This is a genomic window from Variovorax sp. PAMC28562 (assembly GCF_014303735.1).
Lineage (GTDB): Bacteria > Pseudomonadota > Gammaproteobacteria > Burkholderiales > Burkholderiaceae_C > Variovorax.
Genome location: NZ_CP060296.1, coordinates 1,941,789 through 1,958,905, shown reverse-complemented (window position 1 = coordinate 1,958,905; position 17,117 = coordinate 1,941,789). Strand labels below are relative to the sequence as shown.

General features: G+C 64.8%; 12 protein-coding genes. 9 read left to right on the top strand and 3 right to left on the bottom strand.

Going from position 1 to position 17,117, the window contains the following annotated elements; all coding sequences use genetic code 11:
- Positions 1 to 9: 9 nt before the first annotated feature.
- Positions 10 to 3,162, bottom strand: a complete 3,153-nt coding sequence (locus H7F36_RS09295; protein ID WP_187054396.1) for an efflux RND transporter permease subunit — start codon at positions 3,160 to 3,162, stop codon at positions 10 to 12.
- Complete coding sequence (locus tag H7F36_RS09290) at positions 3,159 to 4,418, bottom strand: efflux RND transporter periplasmic adaptor subunit (RefSeq protein WP_187054395.1); 1,260 nt, start codon at positions 4,416 to 4,418, stop codon at positions 3,159 to 3,161. Before H7F36_RS09290 ends, H7F36_RS09295 begins: the two co-directional genes overlap by 4 nt.
- A gap of 212 nt (positions 4,419 to 4,630) precedes the next feature.
- Here H7F36_RS09290 and H7F36_RS09285 point away from each other — a divergent pair, with 212 nt between their 5' ends.
- From H7F36_RS09285 to mdoH, 6 genes are all read left to right on the top strand, one after another.
- Positions 4,631 to 5,125, top strand: coding sequence for a hypothetical protein (locus H7F36_RS09285; RefSeq protein WP_187054394.1), 495 nt, complete (start codon positions 4,631 to 4,633; stop codon positions 5,123 to 5,125).
- Positions 5,126 to 5,292: 167 nt separating this feature from the next.
- Entirely contained in the window at positions 5,293 to 6,690 is a 1,398-nt protein-coding gene (miaB, locus tag H7F36_RS09280) for a tRNA (N6-isopentenyl adenosine(37)-C2)-methylthiotransferase MiaB (protein WP_187054393.1), read from the top strand.
- The gene (locus tag H7F36_RS09275; protein WP_187054392.1) at positions 6,690 to 8,117 is read left to right on the top strand and encodes a sensor histidine kinase; all 1,428 of its coding nucleotides are present in this window, start codon (positions 6,690 to 6,692) and stop codon (positions 8,115 to 8,117) included. The genes miaB and H7F36_RS09275 overlap by 1 nt, the downstream gene beginning before the upstream one ends.
- A gap of 88 nt (positions 8,118 to 8,205) precedes the next feature.
- Positions 8,206 to 8,931 carry a hypothetical protein gene (locus tag H7F36_RS09270; protein WP_261802550.1) on the top strand — a complete coding sequence of 242 codons (726 nt, stop codon included), beginning with the start codon at positions 8,206 to 8,208 and terminating at the stop codon, positions 8,929 to 8,931.
- 12 nt (positions 8,932 to 8,943) lie between these two features.
- Positions 8,944 to 10,353 carry a sigma 54-interacting transcriptional regulator gene (locus H7F36_RS09265; protein WP_187054391.1) on the top strand — a complete coding sequence of 470 codons (1,410 nt, stop codon included), beginning with the start codon at positions 8,944 to 8,946 and terminating at the stop codon, positions 10,351 to 10,353.
- Positions 10,354 to 10,757: 404 nt separating this feature from the next.
- On the top strand, positions 10,758 to 12,803 hold the full coding sequence (mdoH, locus tag H7F36_RS09260) for a glucans biosynthesis glucosyltransferase MdoH (protein WP_187054390.1): 2,046 nt from the start codon (positions 10,758 to 10,760) through the stop codon (positions 12,801 to 12,803).
- 103 nt (positions 12,804 to 12,906) lie between these two features.
- On the opposite strand, the gene ffh is transcribed toward mdoH, so the two are convergent.
- Entirely contained in the window at positions 12,907 to 14,301 is a 1,395-nt protein-coding gene (gene ffh / locus H7F36_RS09255) for a signal recognition particle protein (RefSeq protein WP_187054389.1), read from the bottom strand.
- 64 nt (positions 14,302 to 14,365) lie between these two features.
- Between ffh and H7F36_RS09250 the strand changes: the two genes are divergently transcribed.
- Genes H7F36_RS09250 through H7F36_RS09240 form a run of 3 tightly spaced genes read left to right on the top strand, consistent with a single transcriptional unit; the run spans position 14,366 to position 17,114 of the window.
- Positions 14,366 to 15,163: an inner membrane protein YpjD gene (locus tag H7F36_RS09250; protein ID WP_187054388.1), complete on the top strand. Its 798-nt coding sequence runs from the start codon at positions 14,366 to 14,368 to the stop codon at positions 15,161 to 15,163.
- A complete protein-coding gene (locus H7F36_RS09245) occupies positions 15,160 to 15,417 on the top strand; it encodes a PP0621 family protein (RefSeq protein WP_187054387.1) in 258 nt (85 codons plus the stop codon). The genes H7F36_RS09250 and H7F36_RS09245 overlap by 4 nt, the downstream gene beginning before the upstream one ends.
- A 5-nt stretch (positions 15,418 to 15,422) precedes the next feature.
- A complete protein-coding gene (locus tag H7F36_RS09240; protein WP_187054386.1) occupies positions 15,423 to 17,114 on the top strand; it encodes a sensor histidine kinase in 1,692 nt (563 codons plus the stop codon).
- Positions 17,115 to 17,117: the final 3 nt, after the last annotated feature.

Below are 17,117 nucleotides of genomic sequence, written 5' to 3'. Positions count from 1 at the left end.
GGTCCCGCGTCAGACCACAACGCCAGGCGCTGGCTTGAGAGCCGCCTCGCCCGGCAGCGTCTGCATTGGTCCGGTGCCGCTGTAGCGGTCGAGCGCCAGGTAGATCGCAGGCGTGATGTAGAGCGTGATCACCTGGGAGAACAGCAGCCCGCCGACCACTGCGACGCCCAGCGGTTGACGCAGCTCGGCACCGGCGCCGAGTCCGAGCGCCAACGGCAAGGCGCCCATCAAGGCGGCCAGCGTCGTCATCAGAATCGGCCGAAAACGCAACCGACACGCTTCGCGAATCGCATCGACCGGCGACATGCCTTCATTGCGCTGCGCGTCGAGTGCGAAGTCGATCATCATGATGGCGTTCTTCTTCACGATGCCGATCAACAGCAGGATGCCGATGGTCGCGATCAACGTCAGGTCGAAACCGAACAGCTTGAGCGACAACAAGGCGCCGACTGCCGCTGAAGGCAGCCCGGCCAGAATCGTCAGCGGATGGATGTAGCTCTCGTACAGCACTCCGAGCAGCACGTAAATGACGAGCACCGCCAGGATGAGCAGCACGGCCTGGCTCGACTGCGAACTCTGGAACACCGCCGCATCGCCACCGTAGCTGGTGATGATCGACGGCGGCATCTTGATCTCCGCCGTGAAGCGGTCGATCTTGTTGGTGGCATCGCCGAGCGGGACGTTGGGCGCCAGGTTGAACGACACCGTCACCGCCTGCAGCTGACCCTGGTGGTTGACCGAGGTGGGCCCGACCGTGCGCTTGACGGTTGAAAACGCCGACAGCGGCACCAGCTGACCGGCGCGATTGCGCACCGACAAACGCGACATGTCGTCCTCGAACTGACGGTCGTCGTCGGAGGCCGAAAGAATCACCTGGTAGGTATTGCTGGCGCTGTAGATGCTGCCGATCTGCCGGTCGCCATAGGCGTTGTAGAGGGCGGTGCGCAAGTCGCCGACCGACACACCGAGCACGCCCGCCTTGTCGCGATCGATGTCGAGCGTGGCCTGCAGACCGCGATTCTGCGAGTCGCTGGTGACGTCGCGAAAAGCCGCATCGCCGCGCATGCGTTCCATGAGCTTGTTGGCCCATTCGCTCATCTCGCCAGCGCTCACACTTTGCAGCGTGTACTGGAACCGCGCCTTGCTCTGGCGCCCGCCGAGTTGCAGGTTCTGCACCGGCCGCATGTACACGGCGATGCCGGGGATTTCACGGAAGCGTTTTCGCAATGATTCGAGCACTTGTGCCATCGGCGGGCGCTCGCTGCGGGCCTTGAGCACGGCGAACAATCGACCGGAATTCTGAGTAGCCGTCGGGCCACCGACGCCGACGAACGAGTTGACGTAATCGACGCTCGGATCTTTGCCCAGCGTTTCGGCCACGCGGTCTTGCAGCACCTTCATTGCGGTGAAGGAAATGTCTTCGGCCGCTTCGGTCGTGATCTGGATCTGGCCGATGTCTTCCTCGGGGAAGAAGCCTTTGGGAATCGTCACGAACATCCACGCGGTGAGCACGAAGGTCAATGCGGCGATGCAGAGCATCACCGGGCGGTGCAGCAAAGTCCAGTCGAGCGTGCGCATGTAGTTGCGGTGCACCCACTGGTAGCCACGCTCAAAGCCGCGGCCGATGGCGGTGCCAGGCTCGGGATGCTGCTCTTCATGATCGAGCACGCCTTCCTTCACCGCCACCTGCTTCAGCAAGCGGCTGGCCAGCATAGGCACCAGTGTCAGCGACACGATGGCCGACACCAGCACGGCGAGCGCCACGACCACAGCGAACTCGTGAAACAGCAAGCCTATGACGCCCGGCATGAAGAAGACCGGGATGAACACCGCCACCAGCGAGATCGAGATCGAGACGATGGTGAAGCCCACTTCGCGTGCACCGCGCAACGCAGCTGCGTAAGGCTCCATGCCTTTCTCGACGTATCGCATGATGTTTTCGAGCACCACGATCGCGTCGTCGACCACCAGCCCGACCGCCAGCGTGATGCCGAGCAGCGAGACGTTGTCCAGGCTGTAGCCGAAGGCATAGAGCAAGGCGACCGCGCCGACCAGCGAGATCGGAATCGTCGCCGCCGGAATCAGCGTCGCGACGATGCGATGCAAAAACAAAAAGATGACCAGCACGACCAGCAGGATGGTGCCGATAAGGGTGAGCTGCACGTCGTGCACGGCTTCGCGAATCGACAGCGAGCGGTCGTTGACGAGATTGATTTCAACCGACTGCGGCAGCTCGGCACGGAAGCGCGGCATGAGCGCGCGCACGGCGTCGACCACCTGCACGGTGTTGGCATTGGGCTGGCGTTGCACCGCGAGCGAGATCGAGCTTTGACCGTTGAAGCTGCTGGCCGTCTTGACCGATTCGAAGCTGTCTTGGATGGTCGCTACTTCGTCGAGCCGCACCGGTGCGCCGTCGCGTTGACCGACGATGAGCTTGGCGAAGTCGGCCGCCTTCATGAGCTGCTGGTTGGCCTGAATGGTCAGCGTTTGGCGCGGGCCGTCGAGCACGCCGACCGGCGTGTTGGCGTTGGCCGAGTTCACCGCCTTCGCCAGCTCGTCGAGCGTGATGTTGCGCGCGTTGAGCAGGTTCGCGTCGGCCTTGATTCGCACCGCGAACGCCTTGCGGCCGTACACGCCGACCTGCGCCACGCCGTCGATGGTCGAGAGGGTGGGCGAGATCAGGTTCTCGGCGTAGTCGTTGAGCTCCGCCGGGTTCATCGACGGCGACACCAGCGCGATGAACAGCACGGGTGCGTCGGCCGGGTTCACCTTGCGGTACGACGGCATCTGCGTGAGCTCGATCGGCAACTGCCGCTGTGCGCGCAACAGCGCAGCCTGCACGTCCACCGCCGCGGCATCGATGTCGCGGGAGCTGACGAACTCGAGCGTGAGCGAGGTCACACCCTGCGTGTTGACCGAGCTGATGGTCTGCAGGCCGGGAATGGTCGAAAACTGCTTTTCCAGCGGCAGCGCGACCGAAGACGCCATCGTGTCGGGGCTCGCCCCCGGCAACTGCGCCGACACGTTGATGACCGGCGTGTTGTAGCTGGGCAGCGCGGCGACCGGAATGTTGAGGTACGCAAAGATGCCGATGACCACCACCGCGGCCGACAGCAGCACCGTCATCGCCGGACGGCGGATGCACAGCTCGGAAATGTTCATGCGCGGTCCCTCTCCTTGGGATCGACTTGTGCGGGCGACAGCGCAGCCGGCGATGCCGAGCCGGAGGACGCGGGCGATGACCTATCGGGCGACTTGTCAGGCGACCGGCCCGGCGCAGCGGCCGGTGCAGCCGCTGCTTCGATGCGCACCTTGCCGCCGGGACGCACGTTCTGCTTGCCTTCGATGACGACCATCTCTCCCGGCTCGACGCCACGCACCACGACCTGCGTGCCGAAGGTGTAGATGGTCTGCACCTTGCGTCGCGTGGCCGTCTGATCGGCATTGACGACATACAGCGCATTGCCTTCGGCCAGCATCATGACGGCCGCGGCAGGGACCACTGTCGCATCGGGCAGGGTGCGCACGATCACGCGCGTTTCGACGAACTGCCCGGGCCACAGGCCCTGGTCGGCGTTGTCGAAAACGGCTTTGGCGCGCACCGTGCCGATCAGCGGATCGACTGTGTTGTCGACAAAGCTGAGCGCGCCGGCCAGCGGCTCCTTGCGGCCCTTGACCACGGCTTCGACCCTCGTCTTCGCGCGGGCGGCGGCCAGCAAATCCTGAAGTTGCCCTTCAGGCACCGGAAAGCTCACAGCGATCGGGTCGAGCTGCGTGATCGTCACCAGCGTGCCGGCCGGCTGCACCAGCGTGCCCGGGTATATGTTGACGGCACCGATACGCCCGGCGATGGGCGCTCGCAGCGTGGAATAGCCGAGCGCGACTTGCGCCGACTGCACTGCGGCGCGGTCGGCCGCGACCGCCGCGCGCTGGGCTTCGAGCTGCGACAGCGTCGAATCGGCCGCACTCTTGGCAATGAAGTTCTGCGCCACCAGATCCTGGCTGCGCTTGTACTGGCGCTCCAGGTCGGCCATCGTCGCCTCGTCTTTTTGCTGCTGGGCACGGGCCTTGGCCAGATTGGCCTGATCCGGCCGCTGGTCGAGCGTGAAGAGCAACTGGCCGGCTTTGACGAACTGGCCTTCCTTGACGTGCACCTCGCTCACCGTATTGGTGACTTGGGGCCGCAGATCGACGCTGTTGAGCGAGACCACGCTGCCGTTGACTTGCACCGTGACCGGCACCGTTTGCTTCAGCGCGGCAGCGACTGTGACCAAGGCCGGCGCGCCTGCGCCGGGTACGCTGGTGGCCGCGGCCTTCGCGGCGGTGTCGCGCGAATGCGATCCCGACCACCACCAGGCTGCCCCTGCGACGGCGACGACGAGCACACCGGTCAGGGCGCGGGAGGCATTCTTCTTCATGGGGACGTTTTCATAGAGTCGAAAGGAGGCGTTCGCGGGCATGGGCAAGGGCGCCTGCTATTGGAGCAGTGGCCCGGCAACCCGTCCACAAAAGGTTTCTTTATAAGTCTGGCGAAATGTGAACCAGCACACGGACCTGACCATCTCACCAGGGAACATGCAAGATCGGCGCCGCTAGAATCTCCGCATCCCACAGCCTCTGGATGTACCCCATGAAACGCTGCAAAAACTCCCTGAATGCTCACATTTTAATAGCGCTGTGCGCTGTGCTGGCGCCTGCTGCGGCGCTCTTTACTGTCGATGCGCATGCTCAGGCAGTGCCGGTGCCACAGACCCAGTTCGAAGCAGAAGCCGGCGGCCGCAACTTTCCGATCGGCACGCTGCGCGGCAAGTTCATGGTGCTCAATCCGCCTGAAATCAAGCTCGACGGTGACCTGGAGCGCATGTCGCCGGGTGCGCGCGTTCGCAGTGCGCAAAACATGCTTGTGATGCCCGGCGCGATCGTCGGCCAGAACTTGCTGGTCAATTACACGCGCGACGCCTCGAACCTCGTGTCGCAGGTGTGGATCCTGACACCCGACGAAGCGCGCGCCGACCGCGAATCGGCTGAAAAGCCCTTTCTGAATTTTTGGCCTTTCGTGGCCAACAGCGGCCCGCGGGACGACGGCAAGACACCGTTCGACCGGTTGCCCAAGTACGGCGAATAAAGCCGGCGAATAACGCCGGCGAATCAGGCCGCGCTTCCCGCGCTTCCCGCGCCGCTCTACCCGCCCTACTGTTCTTGCTGCTGAACGCCGATCGCCCACCGTGCGGCGCTCTCAGCCCTCATCCGTCTTCAGCTTCCCTCCTTCAAAGCGGTTGCATCGCGCATTCCATGTCCAAAAAAGTCTTTATCAAAACCTTCGGTTGCCAGATGAACGAGTACGACTCGGACAAGATGGCCGATGTGCTGCACGCCGCCGAGGGTTACGAGCAAACCCAGGATGTCGATGAAGCCGACCTCATCCTCTTCAACACCTGCTCGGTGCGCGAGAAGGCGCAAGAGAAGGTCTTCAGCGATCTCGGCCGCGTGAAGCACCTGAAGGCCAAGGGCGTGAAGATCGGCGTGGGCGGTTGCGTAGCGAGCCAGGAAGGCGAAGCCATCATCGCGCGCGCGCCCTATGTCGACATCGTGTTCGGCCCGCAAACCCTGCACCGCCTGCCCGAACTGTTGAACCAGCGCGCGGTGCAGGGCCGGCCGCAGGTCGACATCAGTTTTCCAGAGATCGAAAAGTTCGACCATCTGCCGCCGGCTCGCGTCGACGGCGTCACCGCCTTCGTATCGATCATGGAAGGCTGCTCCAAATACTGCAGCTACTGCGTGGTGCCTTACACCCGTGGCGAGGAGGTGAACAGGCCACTCGACGACGTGCTTGTCGAAGTCGCCGGGCTGGCCGACCAGGGCGTGCGCGAGGTCACTCTGTTGGGCCAGAACGTCAACGCCTACCGCGGCAGGATGGGTGACACCAGCGAGATTGCCGATTTCGCACTGCTGATCGAATACATCGCCGAGATCCCGGGCATCGAGCGCATCCGATACACGACCAGTCATCCGAACGAGTTCACGCCGCGGCTGATCGAGGCCTACGCGAAGGTGCCGAAGCTCGTCTCGCATCTGCACCTGCCTGTGCAGCACGGCAGCGACCGCATCCTGATGGCGATGAAGCGCGGCTACACGGCGATGGAATACAAAAGCACGGTGCGCAAGCTGCGCGCCATCCGTCCCGAGCTTGCGTTGAGCAGCGACTTCATCGTCGGCTTCCCTGGCGAAACCGATGACGACTTCGCCAAGACGATGAAGCTGATCGACGACTGCCGGTTCGACGCGAGCTTCAGCTTTATCTTCAGCCCGCGTCCCGGCACGCCGGCAGCGCAATTGCACGACGACACGCCGCACGCAGTCAAGCTGGCGCGGCTGCAAACGCTTCAGGCCGTCATCGACGGCAATGTGCGGCGCTTCGGCGAAGCGATGGTGGGCAGCACGCAGCGGGTGTTGGTCGAAGGCCGGTCGCGCAAGGATGCGAACGAACTCATGGGACGCACCGAGTGCAATCGGGTCGTCAATTTTGAAGCGCCGCCACGAAGCCTGCAGATGCCCGAGTTGCTGGTCGGCCAGATGCTCGACCTGACCATCACGCGGTCGCTGGCCTACACGCTGCGTGGCGAGGTGGCAACGCGTGAATCGGGGGCCGCGATGCCGACCCCTGAAGCTCACGCAGTGCTCGCCGCCTGATGGCGAAATTGCCTTCGGCGCGCGGCTCGTTCCAGCAGCTGCTGCTCTTTGCGTTTTTGCTGATCACCGCTCTGCTGGTGGGTGTGGCGGTGCGCTCGGTATTCCAGTACGACCTGTTGATGACGCAGAGCCGCGACGCGGCGGCGCGCGCCGTCACGCTGTCGGGCGCCGCCCAGTCGCTGGCCGAGCGCAGCGCCGCGATGGAGCGTGCCGGCCGCCAGTCGCTGGTGCTCAACGACGCGGTGCTGCGGCGCCGCTTTACCGATGCCGAGCACGACGCGAATAACGCGCTCGACAAGCTGGTGCAAAACGACCTTGGCGTGCCCGCCGCCGACGCCTGGCGTCAGCAGCTCAATGTCATCAACGACCTCATGAACGGCAGCCCCGACAGCGCCCTCACGCGCGAAAGCTCGATGGCGGTACAGTTTCGCGATCTCGATGCGCTCAACACCAACATCGCGCAGCAGGCGCAATTGCTGATCGAAACGCAAAACAGCGCGCTGGCGACGCGCATCGAGAACGCCCGCAAGCGGCTGATGCGCCAGGTCATCGCCGCCAGCGTGCTGGCGGTGTCGCTGGCGCTGGCGTTCGGCGTGTGGCTGGCGCGACCGTTCAAGCGGCTCGAACGCGCCATCGTCGGGCTCGGCGAAAACCGGCTCGACGTGCCGATCGACATTCGCGGGCCGGCCGACGTGCGCCGCGTATCGCAGCAGCTCGAATGGTTGCGCTTGCGGCTGACCGAACTCGACGCCGACAAGGCACGCTTCCTGCGGCACGTCTCGCATGAACTCAAGACACCACTCGCCGCGCTGCGCGAAGGCGTGTCGTTACTGGAAGACGGCGTGACCGGCGCGCTTAATCCAGCGCAGCGCGAAGTCGCGCAAATCCTGCAACAAAACACAGTGGCGTTGCAGGGGCAGATCGAAGCCCTGCTCCGCTTCAACGCAGCGGCCTTCGAGGCACGCGAACTGCGGCGCGAGCGGACCGCGCTGTTGCCGCTGATCGAAGAGCAGATCGATTCGCAGCGCCTGCAGTGGCAAGGCCAGGGCCTCACTGTGCGGGCGAGCGGCGAGCCGCTCATGATCACGGTCGACCCGGTCAAACTCGGCACCGCCATCGCCAACCTGCTGTCGAACGCCATTCGGTTTTCGAGCCGCGGCGGCACCATCGCCATCGAGGTGTCGAGCACGCCGGAATTCGCGCGCATCGACATCGGCGACGCCGGCCCCGGCATCGCGCCGGGTGATCGCGACCGCGTGTTCGAGCCGTTCTTCCGGGGCGAGCGTCAACCTGAGCACGCGGTGAAGGGAACGGGCATCGGACTTTCGATCGTGCAGGAGTACATTGCGGCTCACGGTGGTCGCATCTCGCTGCTGCCCGATGGCCCCGGCGCCCGCTTTCGCATCGAGCTGCCGCTGACCGTCTGACGCCACGCCGGTATTCACCCGTACCTTCACGCCCGAACTTCACACCTTGCATTCCGTTTTGCACGTTCTCACGCGCCGTCTCAAGCCCATGTCGTTTTCGATCGTCCGCTGGTCATCCACCGCTTTGATGGTGTCCGTGACGCTGGTCACGCCGCTGTGGCTGGCAGGCTGTACCGTCGCGCCGAGGCAGCCCGCTGCCGAAGCCAGCGTCAGCCCTCCGGCGCATGCCGCGGTGCAGCCGTCACCGCCGGCGGTGCAGCCGGTCGAGGTGGAACCCACGCCGCCCGCCACGCAGCCGGCCTCGATCTTCACGCTCATGACTCAAGGACCGGTCGCGGCGATGCTGCAGTACAGCGAGAAAGTGCGGGGCATGAGCGGCGGCGAGCTATCGACCGAACTGCAACGCATCGGCGACCCGGGCGATTCGCCCACGACGCAGATGCAGGTTGCATTGGTGCTTGCGCAGACGCGCGTGCCGGCCGATCTCGCCCGCGCCATGGGTTTGCTGCAACGGGTTTCGACCAGCAACGCATCGGACGCAAAGCCGCTTCAACCGTTGGCCCGCGCTCTGGCATCGCGCTACAACGAACAGCGCCGTGTCGAAGACGACCGCGATCGCCAGGTTGCACAGTTGCGCGACGCCCAGCGCCGCATCGACCAGCTCAACGATCGCATCGAGGCGCTGCGCGCCATCGAACGCAGCTTTGCGCGCCCTGCCGCCAATGCGCCGACCGGCTCGGGCACGCCGGCCGGCGGTGCCGCACCCGCCGCCAACTCCGGCAACTCCGGCAACGGCGCGAAGCCTGCGCCTTGACTGATTGACACCATGACCGAAGCGCCTCCCGCCAAACCGACCGGCGCCAAGCTGCTGGTGGTCGACGACGACCCGGACATGCTGCGCCTCCTGTCGATGCGGCTGGCCTCGTCCAACTACCAGGTGACGGCGGTGACGTCGGCCGAATCGGCACTGACGCAGCTCGAAATCGAACATCCGCAACTGGTGCTGAGCGACGTGCGCTTGCCGGGGCGCGACGGCCTGGCGCTGTTCGACGAGATTCGCAAGCGCCATCCGACGCTGCCGGTGATCCTGCTGACCGCACACGGGACCATTCCCGATGCTGTCGAGGCCACGGCGCGCGGCGTGTTCACCTACCTGACCAAGCCCTACGACAGCCGCGAACTGCTCGAGAAAATTTCGCAGGCGCTCGCGCTCGGCTCTCCCGTCACGCCAACCAGCAAGGGTGGCGGCGATGAAAGCTGGCGCGCCGAAATCGTCAGCCGCAGCAACCGCATGTCAGAAGTGCTGGCAGAGGCACGAATGATCGCCCAGTCGGACGCCAGCGTGCTGCTGCGCGGCGACAGCGGCGCCGGCAAGGAACTGCTCGCCCGCGCGATTCATCGGGCCAGTGCGCGTGCTGCCAAGCCTTTCGTCGCGGTCAATTGCGGTGCCATTCCCGAGGCGCTGCTCGAGAGCGAGTTGTTCGGCCACATGAAGGGCGCCTTCACCGACGCGGTGGCCAACCACAAGGGCCTGTTTCAACAAGCCGACGGCGGCACGCTACTGCTCGATGAAATCGGTGACATGCCGCCTGCCTTGCAGGTCAAGCTGCTCCGTGTGCTGCAGGAGCGCGCGGTGCGTCCGCTCGGTGCCAGCCAGTCGATCGACGTCGACGTGCGCATCATCTCGGCGACGCACCGCGACCTCGATGCGGCGATGGCCGCGCATCAGTTTCGGGAAGACCTTTATTACCGCCTGAACGTGGTGACGTTGACGTTGCCGCCGCTGAGTGCACGCCGCGAAGACATTCCGCTGCTGGCGAATCACTTCTTGCAGCGCCTGTCGGTCAAATACGGCAAGCGGCTCTCCGGTTTCGCGCCGGAAGCGCTGAAGGCGCTCACGACGGCGTCTTGGCCCGGCAATGTGCGTCAGTTGTTCAACGTGGTCGAACAGGTCTGCGCGTTGTCGAGTTCGCCGCTGATTCCACTGTCGCTGGTCCAGCGGGCGCTCCGCGTCCCAAGCGTCGAGGTTCAGACCTATGCCGAAGCCAAGCAGCGCTTCGAGCGTGATTACCTGGTTGGCTTGCTGAAACTGACCGACGGCAACGTGGCCGACGCAGCCCGTTTGGCGGATCGGAATCGGACCGAGTTCTACCGATTGCTGCAGAAGCACGAACTGACGCCAGGACACTTCAAGGCAGATGTGTCGCCAACGCCCGGCGATCCTGTCGCAAACTAGCGACGTGGCTTAAGCGTTGATTTTGTTGGGGATTTTTTAGCAGGTCTGCCGGCCTGTCGGGATTCGGCGACAAAAACGAGGGTTTTCGAGCATGCGGCAGGCTTGAACAACCCAAAAAGAGCTCTCATCTCCCGCAAGTCGTTGGTGCACAACGAATTTTCCATGTTGGCACAGGGTTTGCCCTTGTAGATGCATGACAGCACAAAACAGTCCCTCTTTCGCACTGCGCCAGCAGCGCGACGCCGTCCGTCAAACACAGTTTTCCCTCTCACGGCCCCGTGCCGCGAGCCAGCAACTCGGCGCTTTCAGTGCCGCTCACGGTGTCGCGCCGGATTGCGTATTCAAACGCTTTCCGGCAATTGGCGACATCGCTTCCCTCGACAAGCAACGCTCTTGAGGTATCCATGAAGCCGAACGATTTCTCCCAATTGCGCGTGCTGGCCGACAGCAACGTTCTGCATGCTGCTGATGCTGCCCAAGTGGTGGCGACGCAACGCAGCGACCTGCGCGAAGAGCGCCATCCCAACGCAGTGACTGCACCGCCGGTTAACCGCGGCTCCATGACGCCTCGCCCCTGGCGCGGCTTCTGGAACAGCCTCGGCACCGCTGCGCTGGTCAAGCTCGGCGCTGGTGACGTCGGCAAAGCTGCGGAAGAACACAAGCAAGCAGAATTGACGCAACCCTGGCAGCGTGCGGCCAAGCAACGGCGCCTGGCGTTCATGCTGCTGACGCTGATCAGCACGGTGATCGCTTCAACGCTGTTTGCCCGGATCCAGCCCGACTACGACAACGTCTGGCTCGAGTACGGCCAGATCGGCCTGTATGGCTTGCTGTCCGGCTGGGTCGTGACCGGTTTCGTGACCGCGCTCATGGGCTTCTACGTTTCCGTCAAGGGCGACAAGCATTCCTTGTCGGTCAAGCAAGTGGCGGGTCATTCGATGAACCCCGAAGCCCGCACGGCAATCATCATGCCGATCTGCAACGAAGACGTGTCGACGGTGTTCGCTGGCCTGCGCGCCACTTGCGAATCGGTTGCGGCCACCGGCCATGCGAAGCAGTTCGACGTGTTCGTGCTGTCGGACAGCTACTCGCCTGAAACCGCCGCCGCCGAGCGCGCCGCCTGGGAAGACCTCCGCGCCGCACTCGCCACCAGCCCGAACCAGCCTCAAGTGGAGGTGTACTACCGCCTGCGCACCCGCCGCACACACCGCAAGGCCGGCAACGTCGCCGACTTCTGCCGTCGCTGGGGCAAGGACTATCGCTACATGGTGGTGCTCGACGCCGACTCCGTGATGAGCGGCGACTGCCTGACCTCCATGGTCAAGCTGATGGAAGCCAACCCGACCGCCGGCATCATCCAGACCGCGACGCAGGCCATCGGCCACGTCACGCTCCATGCCCGCGCTCAACAATTCGCTTCCCGCGTGACGGGCCGCCTGTTCACGCTGGGCATGCAGTTCTGGCAACTGGGCGAATCGCACTACTGGGGCCACAACGCCATCATCCGCGTCGAGCCTTTCATGAAGCATTGCGCGCTGGCCCCGATCAAGGGTACCGGCGGGATGTCCGGCGGCATCATGTCGCACGACTTCGTCGAAGCTGCGCTGATGCGCCGTGCCGGCTACAACGTGTGGCTCGTCGCCGACCTGGTCGGTAGCTATGAACAACAACCGCCAGATCTGCTGGCAGAACTGCAACGCGATCGCCGCTGGTGCCAGGGCAACCTGCAAAACGCCCGTCTGATGGCCGAGCCCGGCATCCACTCGGTGCACCGCGCGATGTTCGTGACCGGCACGATGGCGTATGCCTCAGCGCCCCTGTGGCTGGCTTTCCTGACGTTGGGTACGGCTCTTTGGCTCTCGGGCTCCAGCCTGGTCGCAACCTGGAACGTGCTGCCTTCCGAACTCGTTGGCCTGTGGGTGTGGACGCTGTGTCTCTTGTTCCTGCCCCGCATCCTGGGCATCACCGCTGTGCTGATGCGCGGTGAGCAACGTCAGTACGGTGGCGTTCGGGGCCTGCTGAAGAGCACTGTGCTCGAGAGTGCCCTCGCGATCGTGCAAGCTCCGGTGCGCATGCTGGCCCATTCGCTCTTCGTCGTCGTGGCCCTCACCGGCATCAAGCTCGACTGGAAGTCACCCCCGCGTGAAGCCAATGCCGTGCCGTGGAAGACCGCTGCTTCGCAACTCGCGCCAATGACGCTGGTGATCGCTGCCCTGGCAGTCGGTATCGCGATGATCGACCCGAGCGCATTGATCTGGCTGATGCCGGTCGGCCTGCCGCTGCTGCTCGCGATCCCGCTCACCGTGTTGACCAGCCAGATCGCACTCGGTACCTCGCTCCGCGAACGCGGCTGGCTGCTGATCCCGGAAGAGTCACGTTCGCCGGCCGTTCTGCGCCGTGCCTGGATGCACGCGGTGCGCTTGGCCCGTCCGGCGCTGGCTGGGGTCTAAGACCCTTGCATGGCGCGTTCGTCGCGTACCCGCAAAAAAGCCCGCTCGATGCGGGCTTTTTTGTTGCCTGTCTTATGGCACTGCGGCGATTTTTCGACCGTGCTCAGAAGCGCGGCATGCCGCCGCCACCGCCGGGTCCGCCCATCCCTGGCATGCCTTTCATGCCGCCCATCTTCTTCATCATCTTCATGAGGCCGCCGCCCTTCATCTTCTTCATCATGGTCTGCATCTGCTCGAACTCGTTGAGCAGGCGGTTCACTTCCTGCACCTGAACCCCGGCGCCAGCCGCGATGCGGCGCTTGCGCGTGGCTTTCAACAATTCCGGCTTGCGGCGTTCCAGCGGCGTCATGCTTTGGATGATGCCTTCCTTGCGGCGGATGTCGCGCTCGGCACGCGTCATGTCGGCTTCGGTCGCCTTGGCGGCCATCTGCTGCGGCAGCTTGTCCATGATGCTCGACAGGCCACCCATCTGCTTCATCTGCTGCAGTTGGCTCAAAAAGTCGTCGAGGTCGAAACCGGCGCCGCTCTTGACCTTGGCCGCCAGCTTTTGCGCCGCCGCGACGTCGACACCGGCAGTCACCTGCTCGACCAGCGCCACGATGTCGCCCATGCCGAGAATGCGGCCGGCGTAACGCTCGGCGTCGAACACCTCGAGCCCATCGATCTTCTCGCTGGTGCCGGCGAACTTGATAGGCACGCCAGTCACTTGCCGCACAGACAGCGCCGCGCCACCGCGCGAATCGCCGTCGGTCTTGGTCAGGATGATGCCGGTCAGCGGCAACGCGTCCTTGAAGGCCTTGGCCGTGTTGATCGCGTCCTGCCCCTGCATAGCGTCGACGACGAACAACGTTTCGATCGGATTCAGCGCGGCGTGCAGTTCCTTGATCTCGGCCATCAGGGCTTCGTCGATGGCCAGGCGGCCCGCCGTGTCGACCAGCAGCACATCGAAGAAATGACGCTTGGCGTGGTCGAGCGCGGCACGCGCGATGTCGAGCGGCTTCTGGTCGGGCGTGCTTGGAAACCATTCGGCGCCAGCCTGGGCGGTGACCATCTTGAGCTGCTCGATGGCGGCCGGCCGGTACACGTCGCCCGACACGGTCAGCACTTTCTTCTTGCGCTTTTCGATCAGGTGCTTGGCCAGCTTGGCGACGGTGGTGGTCTTGCCCGCGCCCTGCAGGCCGGCCATCAGGATCACCGCTGGCGGTTGCGCCACCAGGTTGATGTCCGACACGCCCTGGCCAATGGTCGCGGTGAGCTCGCGGTTGACGATGCCGACCAGCGCCTGCCCCGGCTTGAGCGAGCCCAGTACTTCCTGGCCGAGCGCTTTCTCTTTGACGCGGGCGACGAAGTCACGCACCACCGGCAACGCGACGTCGGCTTCGAGCAACGCCATCCGCACTTCGCGCAGCATGTCCTGCACGTTGGCTTCGGTGATGCGGGCCTGCCCGCTCATCTGCTTGACGAGGCGGGAGAATTTTTCTGTGAGGGCGGTGGCCATGAGGGGATGCCTTGGAGATGCCGTGAAGCGCGAGCCGCTGCAGGGGCGCAGCTAAACTCAGCCCATGATTTTAGCGAGCCCCTCCCCGCTCGGCGTGGCACTGGGCATCGCCGCTGCCGCAGCCTATGCCGTGACCGCCGCCGGCGCATCGCGGCTCGGGCGACAGGGCACGCGCTGGTTGCTCGGCCTGGCTTGGCTGTTGCACGGGCTCACATTGGCATGGAGCCTGGTCGGCGGCATCCCGCTCTTCGGGTTCGCGCCCGCCATTTCCGTCACCGCCTGGCTCGTGTTGACGGTTTACGCCATCGAGAGCCGCATGTATCCGCAGCTCACGGTGCGCCGGGTGCTGGCGGTGCTCGGTGCCGGCGCTGTCTTGCTGGCTGTGCTGTTCCCCGGCGTGCCACTCCACGTTTCCGCTTCGCCGTGGCTCCCATTGCATCTGGCGCTCGGCATCGCGTCGTATGGACTGTTCGGCGCCGCGGTCGTGCACGCATGGCTCATCAGCCGCGCAGAAAAACAGATTCGGCTGGCCGCCGATGCACAAGCCGGCGTGCCTTTGCTCACGCTGGAACGACTGACCTTCCGCTTCGTTACCGCGGGCTTCGTACTGCTCTCGGCGACGCTGCTGGCCGGCTTGCTCTTCAGCGAAACCTTGTACGGCCGTGCCTGGAAGTGGGACCACAAAACGGTGTTCTCCATCTTGGCTTGGTTCTGTTTCGCCGTGCTGTTGACGGGCCGCGCGCGCTTCGGCTGGCGCGGGCGCAAGGCACGTCGGGTGCTCTATGCGGGCGCGGCATTGCTGGTGCTGGCCTATGTAGGTTCGCGATTCGTGCTCGAAGTGGTTTTGGGACGCGCGCCATGAAGTACCTGCTGGTTTTTATCGTTCTGTTCATCGCGATCTGGCTCTTTCGGAAGGGCCAGCGCGAAGAAGAACGCGAGGCCGCGCGCAAGGCCCGGCCTGTCCCACCGAAAGCGCCGCCGGCCGTCGGCGCGCCGCAGGCCATGCTCCGCTGCGCGCAGTGCGGGCTGCACCTGCCTGCCACGGACGCCATCGCCGGTCCCGACGGCGTCTATTGCAGCGTCGCGCACCGACGGGCCGCCGAAAGCGCGCGTTGAGCGACATGGCACCCCTCCTCTGGTCCCGCGGCGAACCGGGAACTGACTGGGGCGGCCTCGAAATTGCCACGCGAGAAAGCTCTGCGTTGCTGCGCTTGTGGCGTGGCTTCATGACCGCACGCTACTTCGTCGCGGCCGTGCTGTTGGTGCTGCAGGTCATCACGCTGACGATCGGCCAGCCGGTGCATCGCGCCGCCATCGCGGTATCGATCGCGTACCTCGTTGCAACGCTACTGGGCTCACGCTACGCCCGATTCCAGCCGCCGATTCGCGGGATGGGCCCGACCTGGTTCGCGACCGTCGGCATCGATCTCGCGACCTTCACGCTGCTGCAGTTGCTGCAGATTGGCAGCATCAACTACACACCGCTGTTCGCGCTGCCCGTGTTGCTGGGTGCGGTGCTGGGCACGGTATCGGTCGGCCTCGGGACCACCGCCGCAGTGACCTTGCTCCTGCTGGCAGACGCGGCCTGGAACTGGTTGCAGCAACCATCCGATTCGTCGACCCGCTTCGTGCAGGCGGCGCTCACCGGCACCGGCCTGTTCGTGGTGGCGCTGCTGGCGCACGAACTGTCGCGCCGGCTGGCGCGCGAAGAGGCACTGGCGGTGCGCAATCGCAGTTCGGCGCAAATGCACGCGCAGGTCAACGATCTGGTCATCGAAACGCTGACCGAAGGCGTGCTGGTGATCGACAGCTTCGGCCGCGTGCATGCGGCCAATCCGGCGGCCGACGAGATCCTTGGGCAAGGGCTGGCTGGCATGGCGCTGCCCTTTCCGCTCGACACCCATCCGGCATGGCAACCGCTGGCGGCACTGGCAGCTCAGACATTTTTGCGGCGCGCTCCGCAATCGCACGAGGTACCGGTAGCGCAAGTACAAGGCGCGCCGCGCGAGGTGCGCGTGCGCACACGCCTGACGCCGCCCAGCGAGCGCGGCTTCGACAGCCTGTGCGTGATGTTCCTGCAAGACCTGCGCGAACTCGAAGCCCGCATCCGCACCGAAAAGCTGGCCGCGATGGGCCGTATGTCGGCTGCCGTCGCTCACGAAATCCGCAATCCGCTGGCAGCCATCACGCAAGCCAGCGGACTGCTGGCCGAAGACTTGGTCGACCCCGCGCACCGCAAGTTGACCAGCATGGTGCAGCACAACGCGCAGCGCCTCGCACGCATCGTCGACGACGTGCTCGATGTCGCACGCGCGCGCCAGCAACGCATCGAACCGCTCGGCGACATGGTCGAACTCGACACCACGGTGCGCATGCTCACTGAAGAGTGGGTGCGCCAGTCGAAGCGCAATGGCGTGCTGGTGATGCTGGCAACAGGCGGCCGCGACGTGCGCTTCGATGTCGAACACCTCCGGCGCATCCTGGTGAACCTGCTCGACAACGCTGCGCGTTACGCCGGCGAGCGCGATGGCTCGATCCAGGTCAGCACGCTGGCCGATGGCCGCGACCGGGCGCATCTGCAAGTGTGGAGCGACGGCGCACCGCTGGAGACGGCAGTGCAGCGACATCTGTTCGAACCCTTCTTTTCATCGGAGAGTCGGTCCAGCGGTCTCGGGCTCTTTATTTGCCGCGAGTTGTGCGAGCGGCACGGCGCGACCATCGGCTACGAGCGTCGCGCGCTTGCCGCGAACGGGCCTGAAGGCAACGATTTCTTCGTTTCGTTTGCACCGGCCGAAACGCGGCTGACACAATAGGCG